Raw genomic sequence first — 23,229 nt, forward strand, 5'->3', positions numbered from 1 at the left:
GGAAGGAATGGCAAAAAACAGATCGAAACTCATTATCTTCACCGTCATCCTGCTCGCCTTCGCGGTGCTGAGCTATATCATCGGATCACGCGCACCTAAGGAATATCCGGACTTCCTCTCCAATTCGCCTGCCCCGATGGGAACCAAAGCCATTTTTACATATTTGGAAGACGAACTCGGAAGTGTTGACCGCTGGGATCACTCCCCGGATTTATTGGATAAGTCAGATGAAAGCAAGCTGCTGGTGATGGTCGAGCCGTATTTTATCCCCGAGAGTGAAGAGACCACGGGGTATCGGGAGTTCATGGAGGCAGGAAATACGATTCTCCTTTTTAAAACCGTCCCCGGCGGTATGTTTGATATAAAAATTTCAGGGTCTGAGCCAGCTGGCGCTGACGAAAATACCGTGACGCTAAGGGATCCTCAAGGCGAAGAAAGAAATGCCTATTTACCGGCTCCCGTCCGGATCGAACCGGCAGACAAAGACGAGGTCCTGATTTCGGATGAAGCAGGTCCGGTCGCAATCCAGCGTCCTGTAGGAGACGGCAGTCTGATCGTTGCCACTGCACCGGATTGGATGACGAACAGAGCCATTTTGGAAGAGGATCACCTGCCACTTATTTTGACTCTCATCAACACCGTCAATCCAGACACCATCCTGTTTGATGAATACATACATGGCGGCGGAAATGCTTCAACCTTTGCCACGCTCTATCCGCAATGGTTCCTGATTTTCATCGTCCAGGGAGCAATCCTTCTCATCCTATGGCTCTGGCATCAAGGAAAGCGGTTTGGACCGATTGAAACGGCACGTGAAGAGTACGTGAGGTTCAGTGATGAGCGGATTCGTGCGCTGGCAGCCTGGTATAGAAGAGGAAAGAGGTATTCAGATTCATTAAACATCCAGGCGGATTACGTCAAACTGCTCATGCAGGAAAAATGGGGCATTGCCTACTCAAGGGAATGGACGGAAAGCACCGAGGGTCTGGCAAGGAAATGGACATCTGTTTCGGAAAAAGAAATCACGAACTTCGTTAAGGGATTAACCGATATTTTACAAAGAGACAAAATGAGCAAGCAGGAATACTTATCATGGTCGAAAAAAATTGACCGACTGAGGAAAGAGGTGGAGGAGAATGAAGCCAGAACTAACATCCTTACTAGAAAAATATGAAAGCCGTATCCTGGGGCAGCGGACAAACCTGAGACTGCTCCTTTCAGCCGTATTGGCAGGGGGACACGTCCTCATCGAAGGGGTTCCGGGCACGGGAAAAACACAGATGGTCCGTACGCTGGCAGAGCTGCTGGCCGGGGATTTCAGCCGCATCCAGTTCACGCCGGATCTCCTGCCGAGTGATATTACAGGAAGCACAATCTACAATATGAAAGACAGTTCCTTTCAGACACTGAAGGGGCCGATTTTCACCAATATCCTTCTTGCGGATGAGATAAACCGGACACCTGCCAAGACACAGGCAGCCCTGTTGGAGGCCATGGAAGAAAAGCAGGTGACCATCCAAGGTGAAACATATCCGTTACCGGACGTCTTCTTTGTTGTGGCGACACAGAATCCGATTGAGTTCGAAGGAACCTATCCGCTTCCGGAAGCCCAGCAGGACCGTTTTCTGTTTAAACTGAACATCGATTTCCCTGAGCTGGAAGAGGAAAAAAGAGTGCTGAAATCAGTCATCGAAGGAATCTTCAGCCAGGGAGCTGTGGAACCGGCGCTGACCATGGAGGCTTTTTCAAGCATCCGCAAAGAAGTGGCGGCTGTCACAATCTCAGACAGTGTCCTCGACTACATCATGAAAATCGTCCGCAAAACAAGGGACACTGACAGCATCCGTTTCGGTGCCAGCACAAGGGCGGCGATCTCCATCGGCAAAGCCTCACAAGCGTGGGCTTATATGGCCGGCCGCGATTATGTCACACCAGATGATATTAAAATGACGGCACGCCCTGCTTTACGGCACAGAATCCAAATCTCGCCGCACATGGAATTGGAGGGAGCGACGGTTGATACGATCATTGAAGAACTTGTGGGGGCGGTTCCTGTTCCGCGATAAAGGAATCCTGCCGACGGGACGGCTGATGATGTCAATCGCCGTTCTGTCTTTATTGCTGTTCCTTGGCGGGTTCTTCGGGATTTCCTGGACCCTGGTCATCACCGCTGATTTAGCTTTTCTTTTGCTGAGCCTGCTTGATTTGATTCTGTCTCCCCGTAAAAAGGAGATTTCGGTCCGCAGGGAAATGCCGGATGAAATGGAACGTGCCTTGGAATATGATGTCCAAGTAAAGGTTTCGAGCGAATCGAAACATGCCTTTTCCTATAAAATTGTTGATGGAATCCCGCAATCCTTCGAACGGCCGTTTCCTCTGCAAGGCTCCGCCGGGGAAGGGACGTCTACATTATTATATAAAACAGCTGCTCCGGTACGCGGGCAGTATGCCATTGAAAAACTTTTTCTGCGCTATCGAAGCAAGCTTGGTTTATGGGAAAAGCAAAAGACTTTTACAATAGAGGAAAGCGTCAAGGTGATCCCTGACCTGACGGATACAAAGCGGTTCCTTGAGGATGCCCAGCAGTTCCTGATTTATGAAGGAATGAAAATCCGCAGAATGAAGAGCGGCGCCGGGGAGTTTTCGAAAATAAGGAATTACGCTGTCGGGGATGATCCAAGAATGATCAACTGGCGGCAGACGGCCAAGCTGCGTGAAGTCATGACGAATGAATATGAGCCTGAACATGGTAAGTATATTACGGTTCTGATCGACTGCGGCCGGATGATGGGAGCCGAGCTGACGAAAGGCAACCGTTTGGAAAGAGCATTGGAAGCCGCGATGACGGTAAGTGCGGCTGCGCTGCAAAAAGGAGACTATGTGTCGGTGCTGGCTTTCTCGAAAGACGTCAAGGTCTTTGTACCGCCTGCTAAAGGAATGGCGCACCTGCAGACAATCCTGCAGAGCATTTATAATCTGGAAGTGGATTCAGCAGAATCTAACTATGCAGCAGTACTCAGCTACCTTCAGAATGTGCAGAAGAAACGAAGCCTGCTTTTATTATTCAGTGATGTCGGTTCCTTCCTGCATGAAGGTGGAGCATTGACGTACCTCCACCGTTTGCGCCAGCGCCATTTATTCTTGATGCTCGGGATAGAAGACAGGACAGTGCTGAACCGGGCAGGGGAAGAACCAGAGTCGATCAGGAATACCATGATCAAGAGCATGGCGCAGAAGCAACTGCTGATCAAGAAACGGGAAAAAGTGAAGTGGGAAAAAAGAGGCCTCCAAATGGCGGAGGCCCGGGAAGAGAAGCTGGCCGCAGCCGCCGTCTCTCACTATATCGACATTATGAACCGGGGGCTGCTGTAGGCTGAAAAGCGGAAGCGATCCCGTTCAGCTGCGTGCGCTCTGGGCTGGCTCCAGTAGGAGATAAGGAAATTCGGCAAGCGAAGCAAGCCGATGTTGACTTCTTTCAAAGGAGAGAGACGGAAATCTGCCGGTACTGGCCGCTTTGTAGGCGAGGAGGCATTGTCCATCGTTGCGCCGGCCGTTGTGGCATTGAAGCAAAGCGGAAGCTGCCGCTCAGAGTCGAAGCCCGCGCTCGCCCGCTGACCCTGAATGTGGCCGCCTGCCTTCCGCTTCAATCAGCACCGGGAAATTCTTTTACCAGCAAGAGCAGTTCGGTTATACGAACTTAACTTGATTTTTCTTCATCAGCATACTTCCAATCAGGACATAAACAATCAAACCGATCACCGTCAATCCGGCGATCACGTATTTGACTTCCAGTGAAAGAGTGGAAGGTGTGATGAAGCCTTCGATGATACCGGCAATCACGAATAAAGGAATCGTACCGAGAAGCAGCAGGACAGAACGTTTTGCCTGCTGCTTTAATTGATAACCGCGCGAATAGCGGCCTGGTGCAAAAAGATTGTAGCCCATAAGCAGGCCGGCACCTCCGGCGATGAAAATCGCGGTGAGTTCGATCATCCCGTGCGGTACGATATAAGCCCAGAACTCATAGCTTTTACCATAATGCCAGAATAGAGCGGCGATCGCCCCGACGATGATGCCGTTATAAATCAGCAAGTACACCGTCAGAAGGCCGAATGTGATCCCGCCTGCGAAAGCCAGCAGTGCGACCTGGATGTTGTTGGTCATGATGGTGGCGGACATCATCGGCGCATCGACACTTCCTTCATTTTCACCGAGCCTTTCAGGGTCGAATCCCTGGGCCATATTTTCAGGCAGCACTGAATAAATGTGAAGCGGATCGTCGGCAACCGAGAAAAAGCTTCCCACTGCACCAATGATGAAAAGAAGCATGGCGAAGAGGATCATTTTCCACTGCTGCAGGAACAAACCGATAAAGGTGACACTGAAAAAGTGGCGGATCTGCTTCCAGCTGGAAACCTGGTCGCGGTATAAGAGATTATGAGACTTAGAGACAAGATCATTCAAGTAGGCTGTCACGTCTTCTTGAGGATAGTAGGTCTGGCTGTAGGAGAGATTTTGGGCAGCTTTTTGATAAAGCCGGCTGAAGCGGTCAATATTCTCTCCTTTGATCTTGCTTTTTCGTCTTGGCATGCTTGCAATCAGTTCCTCCAGCTCTTTCCAATCATTTCGATGCTGCTGGATGAATTGTTTTGAATTCATGAAAACACCTGCTTTTAATAGGGTTGTATTTCCGGCAAAATTCGGGTGGTGACTGTCACTTGTCGGAAAATATGTAATTATTGGATGGTTCCGTCATCTTTATTATAGTACAAAAATCAGGAAATGAGGAATCGGATATGCGCGAGGAACAAATAGATATCAAAACACCCGAGTATGTGTCGCTCCAGTTTCGGACGGCGGGGCTTGGAAGCAGGGCTGCTGCGTTCTTGATCGACCAGATCCTGCTCACTATCATCAATATCCTGGTGATTGTAGTGCTGGCGTGGGTGTTGAATATATCTTCCCAAAATCCATACATGGAAGCCCAGAGAATCTATTCAGGGACAATTGCCATCGTTGTCGTTGGAATGTTTGTTCTAAACTGGGGCTATTTTTTAGTATATGAATTTTTTTCCGGCGGAAGGACGCTGGGGAAGAAATTGATCGGCATCAGGGTCATCCAGGAGAACGGGCAGAGCATCACGCTTCTCTCAAGTTTTATAAGGAACATCATGAGGATCGTCGATATGCTCCCGGTTTATTATTTTGTGGGAATGCTGATGGTGTTCTTCCATGGAAAGCACAAGCGTCTTGGCGATATTACAGCTGGAACCATTGTCGTCCATGAAAGAAGGAAGAAGAAAGCGAATAAGAAAAGTGCAATCGAGAAAGAAGTCGCATCCAGAGGGTACGACAAGGACAGCCTGGATATCGAGGAAAGCACACTCAGGGCATTGGGCGCGAAAGAGTGGAAGCTCCTAAGGACCTACAGCCAGCGGTTCACCCACGTGGAACAGAATCAAAGGCTTGTATTGACCAGGCAGGTTGCCGAGATCATCCTCCCAAAAATCGGGATGGAAGTAGAAAGACAAACCGAGCAGGAACTTGAAAATACCTTGCTCGTACTTTATCTCAAACTCAAGGATGAATGGGAATTCGAGCTTTGATGCTTTACCACTTTAAAGCACTCGGGGACAGTCCCCTGTTACGTTAACGTATCAGGGGACTGTCCCCGACTCTATTAACGCATTAACGCGATGAGGGACAGTCCCTCATCGCGTTAATGCGTTAAATTAAAAAGTGTCTGGAAAGCACCAGAAACGGGCTTTTAAGACATTTTCTCTGCTTTTTCAAGGACTTCATGTACTTTAGACGGATTCTCAAGACATTTTCTCTGCTTTTTCAAGGACTTCATGTACTTTAGACGGATTCTCAAGACATTTTCTCTGCTTTTTCAAGGACTTCATGTACTTGCACCGGTCTCTCAAGACATTTTCTCTGCATTTTGAAGGACTTCATGTACTTGAACCGGTCTCTCAAGACACTTTTTCTACTTTTTTAAGGCCTTCGTGTACTTCAACCGGGCTCTCAAGACATTTTTTCTGCTTTTTCAAGGACTTCATGTACTTGAACCGGTCTCTCAAGACACTTTTTCTACTTTTTGAAGGCCTCCATGTACTTGAAACGAACTCTCAAGACACTTTTTCTACTTTTTCCAGAACATCGTGTACTTGAACCGGTCTCTCAAGACACTTTTTCTACTTTTTGAAGGTCTCCATGTACTTGAACGGGTCTCTCAAGACACATTCTCTACTTTTTCCAGGCCTTCATGTACTTGAACTAACCTCTCAAGACATTTTCTCTACTTTTTCAAGACTTTCATATACTTGAAATCAACAAAAAGCGTGAGGATCGGGGTCCTCACGCTTTCATCTAGAATTATATTTACGCTTTCACGCCATCTTCTTCTTCAATTCTGCGAAGTCTTTCTGCCACTTCTTCTTCAGAAAGGTTGTGCTCCATCACGTAGCGGTTTTCTTCATGAGTACGGCATTCGTGAGAGCAGCTTCTCATATATTTATGCTCATTTTCTTCAGAGCAAAGGATTTTCTTGTTACATGGAGGGTAAGCACAGTTCACGTAGCGCTCACAAGGCTCGCCGCTGTAGTAGTCTTTCCCGACAACGACATGCTCTTTGCGGTTTACAGGAACAGCGATCCTTTCATCAAATACATAAAGCTGTCCATCCCACAGATCGCCTTGCACTTCAGGATCATAACCGTATGTCACGATACCGCCGTGCAGCTGGGCTACATCCTCAAAGCCTTCACGCTTCAGCCAGCCTGAGAATTTTTCGCAGCGGATTCCGCCTGTGCAGTAAGTGATGACTTTTTTGCCTTCCAGCATTTCTTTATTTTCACGGACCCAGTCAGGAAGATCACGGAAGTTTTCGATATCCGGTCTGATCGCTCCTCTGAAGTGTCCTAAATCATACTCATAGTCATTTCGAGCATCAAGCAAGACAACATCATCGCGTTGAATCTGCTCATAAAAATCTTTCGGGTTCAGGTATTCACCAGTGATTTCGTGAGGATTGATATCATCTTCAAGACGAAGAGTCACCAATTCCGAACGATGTTTTACCTTAAGCTTCTTGAAAGCATGCTCATCCGCTTCATCAATTTTAAAAACTGTATCATGGAAGCGGTGATCGTTTTTCATCATGTCCATATATTGTTCTGTCGCTTCGAACGTACCGGAAACCGTTCCGTTGATTCCTTCCTTAGCGATCAGAATGCGTCCTTTAAGGCCCATTTCCTCACAACGCTTCTTGTGGTACTTTGTGTACGCCTCAGGATCCTCGATTGTTACATAATTGTAGTACAGAAGGACTCTGTATGGTTTTGTCTCGCTCATATTCATTTCCACCTATCAATTTATATTTGCAAGATATAAATGCCAGATGCCATTTCTCTTACGATTTACTATTATAGCAAAAAAACAATAAAAATATTAGTGGGAATTTTTATTACAGATTAACGTATTGATAACCTCTTTTAGAAGTAATCCTTTAACGCATTAAAGCAGCCGGGGACTGTCCCCCGCTGCTTTAATGCGCTAAAGTGCACATCTCCTTCTTGATTTCCGGATTACGGGAGTGTAAGATATAGGTTATAAGTACTATTTATATGGAAAATAAGGGCAAATCAGTCGAAAGGCTGGGGCGCAAAACTACAGGGGCTACCATCCGGGACGGATATGCCAGCCAGTTGCACACTACGTATGGCGCCCTCTTTGAGTGCGTTTTTTTTCTTGCTTCATATTAGTAGTGTAGGGAGAGAGTCACCATGACAAATATTATGCCAATGTCAATCCAAAAACTAAAGTATAGATTCTATGCTGTTTTACTGCCTGTCTTTCTTTTCGTCGCATGCTTAGGGTGGTATGAAGAAGTAAATGCAGAGTCACCCGATGACCTTAATTTGATATTACTGCCGATTCTGGTCATCTTATTCTTCATATCAACCTTGATCGTCTTTTTTAAGAAAAGCTGGATTGAAACATCGGAAAAGATCATGGTCATAGCAATCTGCATAGTAAGTGCCATCAGGTTCACCCATGCAGTCAGCTTTGAACTGGAACGCACGATGACACTCGGGCCGTTCACTTATTGGATGCCGATGTTTTACATGTTTTTATTTTTCCTCCTGAACACCAAGTGGGCTCTTCTTACGACCATTTCCACTTACGTATGGTTTCTTGGGGTAGCCCTATATAAACTGCCTGTATTAATCGGAACGCCGGCAATGTATGTACTCGTCCACTACTTCTTTGCGAACCTTGTCTTCATAGTGACCCTCTTTTTCCTTCAGACCGTCAAGCAAAATTACATCAAAGCAGAAGTTCTGGAGGAGATGGCCAACACGGATTACCTGACGGGGCTGCCAAACCGCAGGAAAATCGACCAGGAACTGATTCTCGCACTGGACAAGCAGCAGAAGCTGGCCATTATATACCTGGATATTGATTACTTTAAGCAAATCAACGATACCTACGGCCATACAGCAGGTGATCGATTACTGAAGGAATTCACAGTGAAAACGCTGGAAGTGATAGGGGAGAAAGACTTTCTCGGACGCTGGGGCGGCGAAGAATTCATGCTGATACTGAACGACCGGGACCTCGAGCATGCCTATCTCCTGGCGGAAAAAATCAGGAAGGAAATCTCAGAAAATCAATTTGAACATCTTGATACACTGACAGCCAGCTTCGGTGTAACGGAACGGCTGGCAGGCGATACCCTGGATACCCTTTTAAACAGGGCTGACAAAGCTTTATACGAAGCAAAGAACAGGGGAAGGAACCGAGTGGTTTCCATTAATAAATGAGAAAAGCAGTCCGGAAGCCATTTCCAGACTGCTTTTTCTTATTCCTGTGCCTCTGTAACCGTCACATGCGTAACTTTTCCTAACTGAATTCTGTAAAGCACATTGTTCTCCTTGAAAACAAAGTGATCCGAATCATTTCCGAAGATCTTATGAAGTACGGTTGCTTCTGTACGTTCATCTTCTATAAAAAAAGAAACGGGCTTGTCATGATCAAAATGGAATTCTACACGAAAGTTTTTCACTGGATTGTCTCCTTTCAAATATCATCTCAACTATTACTTTCCCGATGTTCCCCTGGGTAAACGTGAACGAAATACTATTTGTTTCTGAAAAAATATGGTAAAGTAATGAAAAATTCAGAAAAAAAGGATGGTTGCTATGCAAAAAGTCACAAAGGATCATTATTTTTATGCATTCAGCAAAGAAAATCAGGCTTCTGTCAAAGTGGAATCTGGAAGCAGCCTCACGATTGAAACCTATGACTGCTTTAAGAACCAGATTACTTCAGAAGATACTGTACTCGAGGCAATGGATTGGGATCAAATCAACCCGGCCACTGGTGCGGTCTATGTAAAAGGTGCACAGCCTGGAGATATTTTAAAAGTGAAAATTGAAAAAATCGAAATGGGAGACAGGGGAGTGATGATGGTAGAACCAGGTCTGGGTGTGGTGGGACACCGGATTAAGGAATCAGAAATAAAAATTATCCCGATCCACAACGATAAGGCGGTATTCAATGAAGATATCAGTCTTCCGCTGAATCCCATGATCGGTGTCATAGGGGTAGCGCCGGATGATGGTGCCATTTCCAATGGAACTCCCGGACCCCATGGCGGGAATATGGACACGAAGCTGATTACAGAGGGAAGTACTTTGTATCTGCCTGTTTTCCATGAAGGGGCTCTGTTCGGGCTTGGAGACCTCCACGCCGCGATGGGGGACGGTGAAATAAGTGTAAGCGGAATCGAGATTCCCGGTAAAGTAACAGTGACACTTGAGGTGTTGATAGGCTCCTCGATTCCTTATCCATTTGTGGAGACCGACGAGGGTCTTGCTGTCATCGTCTCTAAGGAAACAGTGGACGAGGCAGCTAAAAGTGCAGTCGAAATCATGGTGGATACATTCCTTCCGCAGACAAACCTGACTCTGAACGAACTTACAATGCTGTTCAGTGCTGCAGGCCAATCGCAAATTTCCCAGATAGTGGACCCGCTCATGACAGCGAGATTTTTTGTGCCGCGCTATATAGTAGACAAAGTAGGGAAACCAGGGTTTTTAAGTAGTGGAGACGAAGAAGTCAGAGGGTGAACATAAATAACTAGGCCGGCCATTGACTAGTGTAATCCAGCAAAATTCCTTTAGGCACTTTGCTTCAGTTGGGACCGTTGGCTGATTGCTTTCAGAATGAAAAGTTTATCCTGCGGGGTAAGCATTCTCCAGCTTTTCACTTTAATCTTCATAAGAATCGCTCTCCTTTGAATTTGTAATGGATGTGAATTTCTCGATGAAGAACCGCCTTGCTTTTGGCCTAGTTTTTATATATAAACTTAATACCCGTGCTTAAACACAATATAAACAACAAAAATTCTTACAATTTCCGGGGAAATATGTCGAAAGGGGAGCAGGTCCATCCTTTAACGCTTTAAAGCAACCGGGGACTGTCCCCGACTGCTTTAAAGCACTAAAGAGGCGGTTCCCTCTTCACATAAGAGAAAACCGCCTTCTACAACCTATTCTAAATCCTCGCCAATGATCCGCACTTCACGTTCAAGTTCCACATCGAACTTTTCCTTCACCGTCTTCTGGACATGCTCGATCAACGAGATATAATCTTTTGCCGTCGCGTTATCTTTGTTCACGATGAACCCTGCATGCTTGGTGGAAACCTCGGCACCGCCGATATTCGTTCCTTGCAGCTGGCTGTCCTGGATCAGCTTCCCGGCGAAATAGCCTGGGGGCCGCTTGAAGACTGAGCCGCAAGAAGGATATTCCAGCGGCTGTTTCGACTCGCGCTTGTACGTCAAGTCGTCCATGACAGCTTTGATATCCGCATAGTTACCAGGCTTCAATTTAAACGTCGCTTCCAGCACGATATCCCCATTCTCCGGAATATTGCTCGTCCGGTAATCCAAATCGAGCTCGGATGCCAGCCTCTTCACCAGGTTTCCTTCCTTATCAACCACATACGCGTAATCGAGGACATCCTTGATTTCACCGCCGTACGCACCTGCATTCATGTAAAGGGCACCGCCTACCGTCCCGGGGATCCCGCAGGCAAACTCAAGCCCTGATAGACTTTCAGCCAAGGCGCGGCGGGAGGCATCAATGATCCGCGCACCGCTCTGGGCGACAAGGGTCGCTCCTTCAGATGAAATGGAGATATCATCAAGATGCTTTAAATTGATGACGATTCCGCGGATGCCCCCATCCTTGATAATCAGGTTCGACCCGTTCCCTAACAATGTAAATGGAATGTTCTCCTCATTGGAAAGCTTCACGACGTTCTGTATCTCTTGGTACGTTGTCGGTGTAATGAAGAAATCAGCTTTCCCGCCAAGTTTCGTATAAAGATGGTCCCTGAGCATTTCATCTACTTTAATATTTTCAGTCTTAACCACTTCAAGCAATTTATCATGAATTTTCTTATTTTCGATCATTGACATCATTCCCATTTCAAGTTTTATTTCCCCTGTAGGCAAATGCCTTGCTTCTATAAGTATATGCCTAACCACGCCCAAAGGTAAACGTTGGACAGAGAAATAATTTTACACAACTTACATCTTAATACAATCTGTAAAAAATTCAAATGAAGATTATACTCGAATAAAATATGTATAGGATCAACTCCGGCTAACCAGGAAGTTGACCGCCGTAAATTTAATCTTCCACCATTCTCAAACGGTGGTATTCAATCTTGCTTTTGATCTTGGTTTTCAGGGTTTGATCCAGACAGCCTTCCAAAACACTGTTGTGATAGCCAAGCATGAATTGATGCCAGAAATGACGAACCTTGCTCAAGGGTTTCAATGGAATGGCCTCCTCGTGTTGTTTTTTCTATTATATAAACATTTTCCATGACATTTAAACGGTTTAGTGAAAAAGTGGCCTTTCGACATATGGATAGGAAACAGTTGGCACAGGCTTATGGATATTTCAAATCATAGACTGCTAGAACTTGTCATACGATTAAACCAAGGCACTCTTTGAAGGAGATTACCATGCGGAGAAGAAAATCGCCACTTCCTTTATTGGCGTTCGGTTTAGTCCTTATTTTTATCGTGTTCCTCGTTCTGAAATCCTGCGCGGGAGGCAGTTCACCACCGGACTCCCCGGAGACCGTGATTGAAAAATTCTATGAATATGAGCAAGACGGCGACTTCGGAAATTCATGGGAACTGTTTCATTCTGAAATGAAGAAGCGCTTCAAGAAATCTTCCTATATCCAAACAAAAAACCATGTCTTCCTGGGGCATATGGGCGTCGAAACGTTTGATATTGAAGTCGGGAAAATGAAGAAGCTTGAAGAGTGGAAAATGACTTCAGACGGCCTTGTCTTCAAGGATGTGACAGAGGCGGAAGTGACCATGAAATACGACAGCCAATTCGGCATCATGGAGATCAGCCAGACCTGTTATGCTGTCCTGGAAAAAGGCGAGTGGAAGGTTCTCTGGGATTATAATTTTTAACATTAGGCTGCTTTCAGGAAAGCCATAACTGTATGCCAGTTAGAGCAGCAAATTTCAAGAGTATTAATCAAACATTTGATTAATAAAAAAATTTCTAAAAACAGGTTTTACCATCCAAAATCCGGGTATCTAGAAACTAACATTTTCAAAGGAGGGTGAGAAACTGTGACAATGCTGTTTATGAAAGCGCGCGAAATGTTTGAAAACGACGCCAAACGAGTTGAGAAGAGCGGAGAAGATTTATCCGCAAATCGTGTGTACCGCAGTAAACCTTCACCCATGGGCTTAAAAAAGAAATAACTTCAACCACTTGAACAAAACCAGCCCATAAATGGACTGGTTCTTTTTTATTGTATGGTTCTTTTCGTAAACTTTGTTGCTATTCATTATAAATTTCAACTAATATCCTAATATATCGTCGGAAAATCCCTCGGTGAGAAGGAAAGAAAAGAGCTGCTCGTTCTTTTTAGGGAGTAAGACCTTTGTATACAGGGAAAAATCCGGCACCTGGGATATTTTGAAAGCAACAATATATGCGAAAACAGCCTATTGTACAGGTATTCATTCTTCACCCTTATGCCTCCCGAAGAGACCCTTCAATCTGTACGGCTGTATCATCTAGAGCGGCCTTTCCTCCGGATCGTCTAATGCCTGCCGGTCTGCTCAATGCGCTCCCGCATAAGAAATGAAAAAATTGTCATATATTTAACTTTTTTGAAAATTCATGTTTTACATAATTAGGAGAGGGGTAATGAAGTAATTACAGACCGGCAATGCATAGGTAAAGCCTGCAATTTTTACATAAGAAAATGAAAGTGGATAAACTTGTCGGCATATAAAAGAAAGGGGGGAACACTACATAACCTGTCGACTGAATGCTCAGTCATTCTTTCACCTCATGACTCAACTTCCCGGAATCTTTACTACAGCAAACTATTAACACCAATACAGTACCCAGATAGAAAACTTATAAACAAAGGGGATCTTTATATGAAAAGGAAGCTATCATTATTGCTCATGTTCGTTCTTATGGTTTCAAGTTTCCTGGCAGGATGTTCTTCTTCAGAGAGCAGTTCTGGCGACGGAGAGACGGAATTAAGCTTTATCCACTGGCGCGGGGAGGACTCCGATGCATTCAAGGAATTGATCAGTCGATTTGAAGAGGAAAACCCGGATATCAAAGTCGAAATGACGGTCTATCCTTCTGAAAAATATCAGTCGACCGCACAGACACTGCTCCGCGACGGTTCCACAGGCGATGTTTTCACTGCCTTCCCGGGATCACAATTCGAAGTCATCAAGAAAGCCGGTCTGTTTGAAGACTTGACAGGCGAGGACCTTGTCGGAAACTTCAATGAGAACCTGCTTGAAGCCGGACAGGATGGGGATAAACAGCTGGCGCTCCCGCTGCAGCTTGTCTACAACCAGCCGGTCTATAACAAAACCGTGTTCGATGAACTGGGCCTTGAGCCAGCGGACGATTGGGAAGGATTCCTGGAGCTATGCGAGACACTCAAGGAAAATGGATACACCCCGATCGCATTCCCAGGGGCTGACATCGGTCCAGGACAGATGATGAACCCGATGATGATGAACAACGCCCCTGAAGGTGTATTCGGGGAGTTGATGGACGGAGAAACAGAACTAACAGATGAGTGGTGGGTCAAGACACTGGCTCAATTCCAGGAGCTTATGGACAAAGGCTATATTGGCGAGGATGCCCTTGGTATGAAGCACGAGGGGGCCATTGCCCAGGTGGCCCAGGAAGAAGCCGCGATGCTGGCATCCGGTTCATATGCAATGGCCAACATCAAGGAATTGAATCCTGACCTTGAGCTCGGCCTGCTTGCACCGATTACAGTGCCGGCCGACGAGGCACAGTTTGAAGGGATCCATACAACGACCTTCATGCTTGCCGTCAACAGCAAGTCCCAGCACAAAGAAGAAGCCAAGAAATTCATCGACTTCCTGTCACAGCCGGAAAATGCGGAGTACTATGCCAATGAAACCGGCCAGTTCCTGACGATCCCGGATATCAACTATGAATCCGAATCATTGAAGGCTGCCGCGGACTGGATGGACAAAAACACCCGATTCCAGCCTCGTTACCTGATTCCTGATGCTGACGTGGAAAAAGCGGTCATCGCTTCAATCCAGGATGTCCTTGGCGGGGAGAGTCCGGAAACAGCCGCAAAGAATGCCCAGGAAATCGTTAACCAAAAGACAAAGTAACGTTTTGATAGGGAGGGAGGCTGACTCTTTCCCTATTAAAATATGTTTCGGAGTTTAGGAGGAGGGGGTTCCATGGATCTCAAGAAAAATAAAGTCCTGTATTTGTTTGTCCTGCCGGGCCTGATACTATATTCGATCTTTTTTATCTATCCGACGTTAAGCGCCCTGTTCTATTCATTCACGGATTGGGACGGTTTGACGCCGCAGTATAATTTTGTCGGAGTGGATAACTACATAAACATTTTTACCAATGATTCAATCTTTATAAAAGCATTCGGGAATAACTTGAAGTTCATGCTGTTCGTCGTTATCTTCCAAACGGCATTCTCGCTTCTTTTTGCCCTTTACCTTGTCAAAAACACCAAGACCAACATCTTACTAAGAGCTCTTTACTTCTTCCCGACCATCCTGTCATCCGTTTCGGTGGCATTCATCTGGTCCTTTGTCTATGACCCGAGCCTCGGGATATTGAATACGCTGCTTGAAAAAGCAAATCTCGAATTCCTGACATACAACTGGCTTGGGGATCAGGATATCGCCATCTTCTCGATCGCCGTTGTCCAAGTATGGATGCATACCGGACAGATGCTGATCATCTTCGTCGCCGGGCTGCAGAACATACCGAACGATTTATACGAAGTAGCCAAAATCGAGGGAGCTTCCAAATGGCAGCGATTCCGCTTCGTAACCTGGCCGCTTGTCGCCCCGGCAGCTACCATTGTTGTCGCCTATACGACCATCCAGTCATTCAAGGCCTTTGACCTGATTTTTGCCATGACGCGCGGAGGCCCGAACTACGCAACCGAAATTCTGGCTACACTGATTTATTCAACGGCATTCCAAAGCTTTAAATTCGGATATGCTTCAGCGGAATCCGTCATATTCATGATCGTCATCGCCATCATAACGATCCTTCAATTCAAAGTGCTGCGGTCCGACAGAGCAGCGGGCTGATTTTTCTATAGAGATAAATAAGGAGGGGGAAGCTCTTGAAGCTGACGAAAGGCGTTCTAAGCGCCATTTATGCCTTGCTGATCATCATTCCCGTTATAGTGATTTTCTTTGCCACATTCAAATCAACTTCCGAAATGTACAAAGATGTACTGGGACTGCCGGCAAGCTTTGGTTTTGATAATTACCTGACAATGTTCACGGAGGAGTCCATGAGCACCTACTTCTGGAACAGCGTCATCGTGACACTGATTTCCGTAGGGATGACCTTGTTCTTCTCAAGTTTGATCGCATTTGCCATCACGCGCATGTCCGGCTGGCCGGGGAGGATCCTGTTCGGCTTGTTCACGCTTGGGATGATGGTCCCGGCTCAGGTAAACATGATTCCGCTGTACCAGCTCGTGTTTGACCTTGGGTTGACCAACAGTTTGACAGGACTGATCTTAGTCAATATATCCGTCACTCTGCCTGTTGCGGTCTTCATTTTAACCGGGTTCATGAAATCACTGCCGAGCACACTGTTTGAAGCGAGCCGGATCGACGGCGCCTCAAACTGGCAGATGTACCGGAAAATCGCGGTTCCATTGTCACTGCCATCCATTTCGGCTACAGCCATCTTCCTGTTCGTCATGAACTGGAACGACCTGCTGTACCCATTGCAGTTCATCACCGACAGCGACTACAAAACCCTGCCGCTCGCCCTGCTTGAATTCCAAGGCGAGTACATGACCAACTACCCGATGCTGTTCACAGGCGTCATCATTGCATCAGCTCCAATGGTCATCGCCTACATCTTCCTGCAGCGCTATTTCGTTGCCGGCATGATGGCTGGGTCATTGAAGGGGTAAATAGAGGAGCCCGGACTTTGGTCCGGGCTTTTTTTGCTGCTTGCGTATCGTGAAAAAAGCAGTCGTTGATAGAAGGTGCAAAGTCGTTGTTAGGAGTGCGAAACTCGTCGATAGAACCCGCAAAGTCGTTGATAGGAGAGGGGAAGTGGTTGATAGAACGAGAAAGTCGTTGATAGGAGAGAGGAACTCGATGATAGAACCCGCAAACTCGATGATAGAAGCACCACCCCTTATCACAATGCATCCGAATACTCACCCGCGGGAAAAACAAAAAAACGACCGCTTCAACAGCAGTCATGTACTCATATCTTGGTTTTTCTAACAGAATCAATCACAATACCCGCGCCGATTAATCCAAACAGAATCGCGAGTGCTATCGGCAGGGTGCCAATTTCTCTTAGGGCCGTGCCGTAAACTCCATACTCTGTGCTCCAGCCCTCACCGCCATCCCTTGTCAACACCAGGGAATATACGGAGGCTGCGATCAGTGCCGCACTATACATGATTGCACTTGATAATAGCAATACCAATCCAATGGTGATATGCTTCATATGCATCTCTCCTTTAAGACAATCCGGCGTCCAATTCCCCTCTGCGCTTCTGCCAAAAATAATAAGTGATGGAAAATGTACTGACAGCCAGGGTTAAAAATGCAATCCCAACGATTAAAGGAATGTAGGTCCAAGCACGTGTCAGTTCTTCCGAAACCATCCAAACCTCTTCACTGCCCTGCCTGGAAAGAGAAGAGGCGATCCGCCCGCCAAAACCGGACAGAATGACAAACAAGAAACCAATCAAGAAACTCCAACTTGGAACGCCAAAAGTCTTAAAGATAAGGTTTTTCAAAGTGATATCTCCCTTTATTCAGATGAGATAATTATAGCGTGGAGCGGAGAGAAAAGATATAAAAATTTTGAAAATTGTAATTTTTTTGAAAGGGGAGTAACCAATGCCTGTCATCCACCATCAACAATTCATAAAAGCCCCAATCAACCTGTGCTTCGACCTTGCCCGGAGTATCGACGTCCACACCCAAACTACATCGAAGACGAAGGAAAAAGCAGTGGGCGGGGTGACGGAAGGATTGCTGGAAGAGGGGGACATTGTTACCTGGGAAGCCGTACACTTAGGAATAAAACAAAGGCTCACCGCCAAAGTGACCTCCATGGAAAAACCAACAGAGTTCGTCGATATCATGGTCAAGGGTGCGTTTCATTCCTTTGAACATACACATCAGTTTATTGAAAAGGCTGTTTTCGCATATATTGTTGCTTTCGGAAAAATCCCAGGTGCCGGATTTTTCCCCTGTATACAAAGGTTTTACTCCCAAAAAAGAACGAGCAGCTCTTTTCTTTCCTGCTCACCGGGGTTTTTACGGCGATTAACAGGATATTATTTGAAATTCATATTGAATAGCAACAAAGTTTACGAAAAGAGCCATTGAAAAAGAAGGCGGAACCCTTATGATTGACAGGTTTCAGTATAAATCCCCTCTGGGTCCGCTCGGCAGCCTCGCAGACAAACTCTTCTTGGAAAAATATATGAGGAACTTCATTGCTGGCCGGGCAGTTGAGTTGAAAAAGATTGCAGAAGAAGGGACAGCGGATTGATAGAAATGCCCCGGCTTGTCGATAGAATGGCCAAAGTCGATGATAGAAGTACAGAACTCGTTGATACTGAAAAGTCGTCGATAGGACCCCCTGCCCAGACTGCGAGCTGGGTTTTTTTGAGTGAGTTTCATTAAGTTGCTGAAAGGGAGGACTTTTTCGCTGAAAGTATCCACGAAATCGCCGTAAGTAAGGACTGTTTCGCCGAAAGCACACCCGAAACCGCCGTAAGGGAGGCCGGTTTCGCCGAAAGTTCTCACAACCCCGCCGAAAGCAACCCCGTGCAGGCGCCAGACCCCATCAATGCACTTCCCCCACAAAAAAACCAGCCCAACTCGGACTGGTTTTCCTTCTATCAACGAAAAGCCCTCTGCACAACAGGCTTCCTTTCGTATTTAACAAACATGATTCCGCCGATCACCACTGCTGGAATCGCCACTATTCCCATACCGAGGAAGGCATATCCTGATGCATACTCGTATAGGAATCCGCTGACAAACGTCAAGACAGCAGTGCTTAAGCCGGAGCCAAGTGCTGTGTAGACACCTTGGGCGGCAGGCAGGTCCTTGCTTTCCAGTTCCTCATAGACCAGCCTCATGAACGCATAATGAGTGAGTCCGAAGGTGAATGCGTGAAGCAGCTGCGTTGCAACGAACATCGCGACACTCGGGAACATGAACAGCATTGTCCATCTCAGGATGGCGGCTGAACTGGCGGTCATGAACATGACCGAAATCGATTTTCTTTTTAAAAATTTGTCAGAAAGAGCAAAGAACAGGATCTCTGCAATGACAGCTACATTCAGCAGGACGCCGATATACATGTTGCTGACATGAAGCTCTTTCAAATACAATACGCCATAGTTATAGTAAGCTGCGTGGGTTCCCATCGTAAAAATCACGATACCCATGGCCAGCATGAATTTTTTTGACTTCAACAAACTGCGGTAAGACATTCTTTCTTGACCGCGGGGCTCGCTCATGGATTCAGGAAGCTTCATCAATGAAGACAGCAGGATCGTGATGATCCCGGCAAACATTATGTAGATGATGGCTCCTTCACTGTAAACCGACGTGATCACACCGGCTAAAAGCAGGGCGGAAGTATATCCGATTGATCCCCAGGATCTGCTTTTTCCATAATCAATGCTGTCTTTTTTCATCATGACGGCGGCCATGCTTTCAACAAGCGGCATCAGCATAGGATAGACCAGGCTGAAAAGGACCATGCATGCCATCATTCCGAAAAAGGAACTGAGCGGGAAGAACAGCAGCAGCAAAACGCCGGATGCAGCCACCAGAATTCTTGCGAGCTTTCCAAGTGGAAACCGCTGGCTGAGTGTCGGGAATAAATAAAAACTTGAGAACGAACGGGCAATCATGCCGGCAGCGACAAGGGAAGAAGCAGTTGCGATTGAAAATCCTTTACTTTCCACGAGCCATGCTGTCCAGTATGGAATGAAAATACCCCATGTAAACATGATGACAAAGAACTGAACGGACAGCCAAGATTGTTTCTTCTTCATATAATGAAGAAATCCCCCTTATGTATGTAGATTCATGATTAATAATTACTGTTTATTATATCCAAGAAGTCATTATACGCCTGGCCAAAAATGGATACAAGGGGAGTTTTGGCAGGATTAGTATATGGTTGCGCTTACATGCCCATTCCATCAATCATAAAAATAATTAATGGAAAAGGGATGTGTATCCATGAGTTTTCCATTTGTCGCATGTATCGGAAATTGTTTTAAGGTATCCTTTAAAATGAAAGGCAGCCAATTCACAAATGAATTGGCTGCCTTTCATTTTATATTAAGAATTAACAATTTTGGAAACATGGTCAATCAAAAATGGAGGGTAATGAGTAGCTACTTCAGCATGTTTTGAATAGTCACCTAAGTCCAGGTTATAATCTATTCCCTTTTTATCTAGCCATTGAATCAATGGAACTACATGTTTAGAGTAATGCTCTTCTCCTTTGCCTAAGTGGATATTAATGTTCGGTTGATAAGGAGTATTCTGAATAACATTAAATAACAGACTGTTTAAATATTGTTTATCCTGATTAGTTGCTCCACCTGATATATCAGTTGCAACATTTGCACAATCGACTTCCTCTAGAAGATAGTTCCCGATTTGACTTTGTGGAGAACCTGCAATGCAATGACCATAACCATATTTGAAAGCGAAATAAATTGATGCATATCCACCTTTGCTGGATCCTGCAGTAATAACATTTTCAGAACTGATCTGATTTTTCTCGCAAATGTCATCAATTAACATCTTTACAGAAATATCTATACTTTGATCTCTATTTAGTCCCATATAATAAACGCCTCGTTCACCATAGCTATCGAGAATAAAAAGCTTATTACAATCGATGTCATCTAATGTACGCATATAATTGTATCTAGCAGGAACGCCGGGTTTTGAAAACCCTGAGAATACTACAACTAAATGATTGCTTGTCTCTGATTTATTAAAGATATATTTGAGGATCTTTTCCCCTTTGAAAGTTTTTTGTCCTAACAAAGCTGCCACCCCTTTGGTTGTTTAGGTACCTAGAGTATAAGGGACCTAAACAACTGTGTCAATTAATAGAAAATCCCTTTGGCCAAATTTAAGGCGAAAGGGGATTTGACGCGAATACATATTAAATTCCTGTTTCCTCTTCTAAAACAGGCATTAAATATTCTCTTAATATTGGTGCTAAGGTTTGGGAGTAGGTTGCTGTAATATGGTTTTTGTCCTGATAAACCAGTACATTTCCAACTATAGGCTTACAATATTCCTCTTCACAGAAATAATCGCTTAAATCAGCATAATGTACATTGTTGGGAGGAGTCTTTAATTTACTCCAAGCGCTTTCTTTAGGTACAGCTTTCCCTCGGTCTATTAGACATTTTTTGGAGTTTTCCCCATACTCATCTATACAGGAAGGAACATCAAATTTTGGCCATGGGTTGTCTCTTACAGCGAAAACCGGAATATTTGCCTCATCCAACTCTTCCCACTTCTTAATATAACCTTTAGGCACTTCCTCATTTGGGTTTGCTCCCACATCAGCAGGTAAGAATACCAGGTCAGGTTTTTTTGAACGAAGAATTTCCATTAACTCGCCATTCCAGTCGGCACAGTCATCAACAACATCACCATCTGAGAAGCGGCAACCACTTTTAGTATAGTTTAATATCATAATATTTTCTTTGGCGGCGACTCCTTCAAGAGCAGGAAGCCAATGTGCAGAATGAGACCCCCCCACTAATGCTATGGTGTATTTAGGATTATCTGTAGATCCATACTTACATTCTAGAACCTCTGGGTCACCTGGTTTTTGGTGACAACCGTCTTTGTAGCCTCTGGGAACATCATCTCTGGCTTGAATTGCTCTTGGTATAAATCCCTTTCCTTCCTCAACCGATTGATTAAAATCATCCTTTAAAGAAACTGCTCCTGGATATTCTTCAGAAATTTCAGTAAGAGGAATTGCTGAAGTTTGTTCAACGGATTGCATCTGCTTTATTGTGAAATACCATCCACCAGCAAGAAAGACTACAGGCAAAAGGAAGGATAAAGAAACCTTTGCAGTCTTTAGTTTTGTATCCAACTTAGCACTATTTCTAATTGGCTTTTCTATGAAAGTAGTTGTTAAATATGAAAGTAATATAGCTGATAGGATGATAATGATACCATCTAATAAATTTGCTTTCTCGTTACCGGTAACAGCAAAATAGAAGATTAGTAGAGGCCAATGCCACAAATAAAAGCCATATGATAATCCGCCGAATGTCACCATGGATTTATGACTTAAAAACGAATAGACACCATATTTTCCTCCTTGGTTTCCTGCCAAAAGAATAAATACAGCACTTAAAGTTGGCCATAATGCAACAAAACCAGGAAACACAGATGAAACCGGCAATAGAAGGCCGCAGCTTACTAAACCGATCAACCCCATCCATCCTAAAACAGCGCTGACTGACTTTTTTAGAGAAATATTGGCAATAATAAGAGCTAATATTCCGCCCATGCTAAATTCCCATACTCTTGTAAACGTATCGAAATATGCCCATGGCTGGTTAACACTTGTAAGATAAATTGAATAACTCAATGAAAGCACCAATACTACAGATAAAACAATTAAAAACGAAAAACGAACTGATTTTTTAAAAATGTATTTTGCCAGCAATACTGAAATAAGCAATAGCAGCGGCCAAATGATATAGAATTGACCTTGTATGGACATCGCCCAAAAATGTTGGAAAGGACTTGCCTCACTATTTTGAGCAAGATAGTCGACAGATGTTTGAGCCAGCATCCAGTTCTGAAAATATAATGCAGATGCGAGGGCTTCTTTAACCGTCTGGCTCCATCTGAGTTCAGGTAAAAAGAAAATACAGGCGATAACAACTGTAAAAAGAACGGTAAATGCAGCAGGAAACAGTCTTTTAGATAGACGGATTAAAAATCCCGGTAAATCTATTTTCCCTGTTTTCTCAAATTGAGATAAAAGCGAGGTAGTAATCAGGAAACCTGAGACAACAAAAAATACATCAACTCCTCCGGACACTTTTCCTAGCCAGATGTGATAAACAGCAACGAGAAGAGCAGCTACTGCGCGCAGACCTTCGATTTCCAATCTTATTTTTCTATTAGACTTTTTATATAAATCCACTTATTTACACCCTTTCACTTGGAGTAAAATAATTTAGTTTAGTATAGTTAAAATAGATATTTTTGTAAACCTAAGGAATCAAGGACTAGCGTGATTTATAGAGGTTTTTGTTGCATTACATTCAATACTAAGGTAGCCCTTAATCTTATCCTTATTCAAATATTACAAAAATTTTAAATTTAGTTATCCCTATAATATCCTTTAAACATCCACTTATAAGATTTCACTGGGTTTTTTGGGTATATATACTATTTTTGTACGGTTGTTCTATTAATATTATGTAATGATTGTGGTAATCTTAACAGAAATTAAATCTGGAACTTTTCCTTTTATACAAAAGGGGCTAGATTATTATTTATCAGAACTAGTTTCTTATTCAGGAATTATGGTAGTTGTT

At 44.7% G+C, this 23,229-nt stretch carries 24 protein-coding genes and 1 riboswitch; of the genes, 14 read left to right on the plus strand and 10 right to left on the minus strand.

Features of this window, described 5'->3' with window-relative positions:
* Window positions 1–7: 7 nt before the first annotated feature.
* The 4 genes from D3H55_RS14670 to D3H55_RS24360 all read left to right on the plus strand — a co-directional run bounded on the left by D3H55_RS14670 (window position 8) and on the right by D3H55_RS24360 (window position 3,615).
* Window positions 8–1,174, plus strand: a complete 1,167-nt coding sequence (locus tag D3H55_RS14670; RefSeq protein WP_119547929.1) for a DUF4350 domain-containing protein — start codon at window positions 8–10, stop codon at window positions 1,172–1,174.
* Window positions 1,137–2,066 carry an AAA family ATPase gene (locus tag D3H55_RS14675; protein ID WP_119547932.1) on the plus strand — a complete coding sequence of 310 codons (930 nt, stop codon included), beginning with the start codon at window positions 1,137–1,139 and terminating at the stop codon, window positions 2,064–2,066. The genes D3H55_RS14670 and D3H55_RS14675 overlap by 38 nt, the downstream gene beginning before the upstream one ends.
* 25 nt (window positions 2,067–2,091) lie before the next feature.
* Window positions 2,092–3,372 carry a DUF58 domain-containing protein gene (locus D3H55_RS14680; protein ID WP_420808755.1) on the plus strand — a complete coding sequence of 427 codons (1,281 nt, stop codon included), beginning with the start codon at window positions 2,092–2,094 and terminating at the stop codon, window positions 3,370–3,372.
* Between the two features lie 90 nt (window positions 3,373–3,462).
* Window positions 3,463–3,615, plus strand: coding sequence for a hypothetical protein (locus D3H55_RS24360; RefSeq protein WP_168413106.1), 153 nt, complete (start codon window positions 3,463–3,465; stop codon window positions 3,613–3,615).
* A 72-nt stretch (window positions 3,616–3,687) separates the two neighbouring features.
* Here the strand turns inward: D3H55_RS24360 and D3H55_RS14685 are convergent, their stop codons facing one another.
* Window positions 3,688–4,659, minus strand: coding sequence for a stage II sporulation protein M (locus tag D3H55_RS14685; RefSeq protein WP_119547934.1), 972 nt, complete (start codon window positions 4,657–4,659; stop codon window positions 3,688–3,690).
* Window positions 4,660–4,796: 137 nt separating this feature from the next.
* Between D3H55_RS14685 and D3H55_RS14690 the strand changes: the two genes are divergently transcribed.
* Window positions 4,797–5,606 (plus strand): RDD family protein, encoded by an 810-nt coding sequence (locus D3H55_RS14690; protein ID WP_119547937.1) that lies wholly within the window; start codon window positions 4,797–4,799, stop codon window positions 5,604–5,606.
* Between the two features lie 778 nt (window positions 5,607–6,384).
* On the opposite strand, the gene trhO is transcribed toward D3H55_RS14690, so the two are convergent.
* Complete coding sequence (gene trhO, locus D3H55_RS14695; RefSeq protein WP_119547940.1) at window positions 6,385–7,356, minus strand: oxygen-dependent tRNA uridine(34) hydroxylase TrhO; 972 nt, start codon at window positions 7,354–7,356, stop codon at window positions 6,385–6,387.
* 274 nt (window positions 7,357–7,630) lie between these two features.
* Window positions 7,631–7,717, plus strand: a riboswitch (cyclic di-GMP riboswitch).
* Window positions 7,718–7,787: 70 nt separating this feature from the next.
* On the opposite strand from trhO, the gene D3H55_RS14700 reads away from it, so the two are divergent.
* Entirely contained in the window at window positions 7,788–8,828 is a 1,041-nt protein-coding gene (locus D3H55_RS14700; RefSeq protein WP_119547942.1) for a GGDEF domain-containing protein, read from the plus strand.
* 38 nt (window positions 8,829–8,866) lie between these two features.
* Here D3H55_RS14700 and D3H55_RS14705 read toward each other — a convergent pair whose 3' ends face one another.
* Window positions 8,867–9,070 carry a hypothetical protein gene (locus tag D3H55_RS14705; protein WP_119547944.1) on the minus strand — a complete coding sequence of 68 codons (204 nt, stop codon included), beginning with the start codon at window positions 9,068–9,070 and terminating at the stop codon, window positions 8,867–8,869.
* Between the two features lie 136 nt (window positions 9,071–9,206).
* On the opposite strand from D3H55_RS14705, the gene D3H55_RS14710 reads away from it, so the two are divergent.
* Window positions 9,207–10,136, plus strand: a complete 930-nt coding sequence (locus D3H55_RS14710) for an acetamidase/formamidase family protein (RefSeq protein ID WP_119547946.1) — start codon at window positions 9,207–9,209, stop codon at window positions 10,134–10,136.
* Window positions 10,137–10,558: 422 nt separating this feature from the next.
* Here D3H55_RS14710 and murB read toward each other — a convergent pair whose 3' ends face one another.
* Window positions 10,559–11,485 (minus strand): UDP-N-acetylmuramate dehydrogenase, encoded by a 927-nt coding sequence (murB, locus tag D3H55_RS14715; RefSeq protein ID WP_119548005.1) that lies wholly within the window; start codon window positions 11,483–11,485, stop codon window positions 10,559–10,561.
* 220 nt (window positions 11,486–11,705) lie between these two features.
* The gene (locus D3H55_RS24365; RefSeq protein WP_168413107.1) at window positions 11,706–11,855 is read right to left on the minus strand and encodes a hypothetical protein; all 150 of its coding nucleotides are present in this window, start codon (window positions 11,853–11,855) and stop codon (window positions 11,706–11,708) included.
* Between the two features lie 191 nt (window positions 11,856–12,046).
* On the opposite strand from D3H55_RS24365, the gene D3H55_RS14720 reads away from it, so the two are divergent.
* From D3H55_RS14720 to D3H55_RS14735, 5 genes are all read left to right on the plus strand, one after another.
* Window positions 12,047–12,514 carry a hypothetical protein gene (locus tag D3H55_RS14720; protein WP_119547949.1) on the plus strand — a complete coding sequence of 156 codons (468 nt, stop codon included), beginning with the start codon at window positions 12,047–12,049 and terminating at the stop codon, window positions 12,512–12,514.
* A gap of 165 nt (window positions 12,515–12,679) precedes the next feature.
* Window positions 12,680–12,814 carry a hypothetical protein gene (locus D3H55_RS25270; protein ID WP_276310245.1) on the plus strand — a complete coding sequence of 45 codons (135 nt, stop codon included), beginning with the start codon at window positions 12,680–12,682 and terminating at the stop codon, window positions 12,812–12,814.
* Window positions 12,815–13,504: 690 nt separating this feature from the next.
* Window positions 13,505–14,746: an ABC transporter substrate-binding protein gene (locus tag D3H55_RS14725; RefSeq protein ID WP_168413108.1), complete on the plus strand. Its 1,242-nt coding sequence runs from the start codon at window positions 13,505–13,507 to the stop codon at window positions 14,744–14,746.
* 72 nt (window positions 14,747–14,818) lie between these two features.
* Window positions 14,819–15,700, plus strand: coding sequence for a carbohydrate ABC transporter permease (locus D3H55_RS14730; protein ID WP_205685491.1), 882 nt, complete (start codon window positions 14,819–14,821; stop codon window positions 15,698–15,700).
* A 35-nt stretch (window positions 15,701–15,735) separates the two neighbouring features.
* Window positions 15,736–16,545, plus strand: a complete 810-nt coding sequence (locus D3H55_RS14735; protein WP_119547952.1) for a carbohydrate ABC transporter permease — start codon at window positions 15,736–15,738, stop codon at window positions 16,543–16,545.
* A gap of 302 nt (window positions 16,546–16,847) precedes the next feature.
* On the opposite strand, the gene D3H55_RS14740 is transcribed toward D3H55_RS14735, so the two are convergent.
* A complete protein-coding gene (locus tag D3H55_RS14740) occupies window positions 16,848–17,096 on the minus strand; it encodes a phosphatase (protein ID WP_119547954.1) in 249 nt (82 codons plus the stop codon).
* Window positions 17,097–17,109: 13 nt separating this feature from the next.
* The gene (locus D3H55_RS14745; protein WP_119547956.1) at window positions 17,110–17,391 is read right to left on the minus strand and encodes a hypothetical protein; all 282 of its coding nucleotides are present in this window, start codon (window positions 17,389–17,391) and stop codon (window positions 17,110–17,112) included.
* Between the two features lie 103 nt (window positions 17,392–17,494).
* Between D3H55_RS14745 and D3H55_RS24980 the strand changes: the two genes are divergently transcribed.
* Window positions 17,495–17,989 (plus strand): SRPBCC family protein, encoded by a 495-nt coding sequence (locus D3H55_RS24980; protein ID WP_240628591.1) that lies wholly within the window; start codon window positions 17,495–17,497, stop codon window positions 17,987–17,989.
* 19 nt (window positions 17,990–18,008) lie between these two features.
* Window positions 18,009–18,155: a hypothetical protein gene (locus D3H55_RS14755; RefSeq protein ID WP_205685492.1), complete on the plus strand. Its 147-nt coding sequence runs from the start codon at window positions 18,009–18,011 to the stop codon at window positions 18,153–18,155.
* A 352-nt stretch (window positions 18,156–18,507) separates the two neighbouring features.
* Here D3H55_RS14755 and D3H55_RS14760 read toward each other — a convergent pair whose 3' ends face one another.
* From D3H55_RS14760 to D3H55_RS14770, 3 genes are all read right to left on the minus strand, one after another.
* Window positions 18,508–19,677 (minus strand): MFS transporter, encoded by a 1,170-nt coding sequence (locus tag D3H55_RS14760; RefSeq protein WP_119547958.1) that lies wholly within the window; start codon window positions 19,675–19,677, stop codon window positions 18,508–18,510.
* A gap of 292 nt (window positions 19,678–19,969) precedes the next feature.
* Entirely contained in the window at window positions 19,970–20,689 is a 720-nt protein-coding gene (locus tag D3H55_RS14765; RefSeq protein ID WP_119547961.1) for an accessory Sec system protein Asp2, read from the minus strand.
* Window positions 20,690–20,810: 121 nt separating this feature from the next.
* Window positions 20,811–22,832 carry an acyltransferase family protein gene (locus D3H55_RS14770; protein ID WP_119547963.1) on the minus strand — a complete coding sequence of 674 codons (2,022 nt, stop codon included), beginning with the start codon at window positions 22,830–22,832 and terminating at the stop codon, window positions 20,811–20,813.
* Window positions 22,833–23,229 lie beyond the last annotated feature (397 nt).

The sequence above is a fragment of the Bacillus salacetis genome (assembly GCF_003581585.1).
GTDB lineage: Bacteria > Bacillota > Bacilli > Bacillales > Bacillaceae_B > Rossellomorea > Rossellomorea salacetis.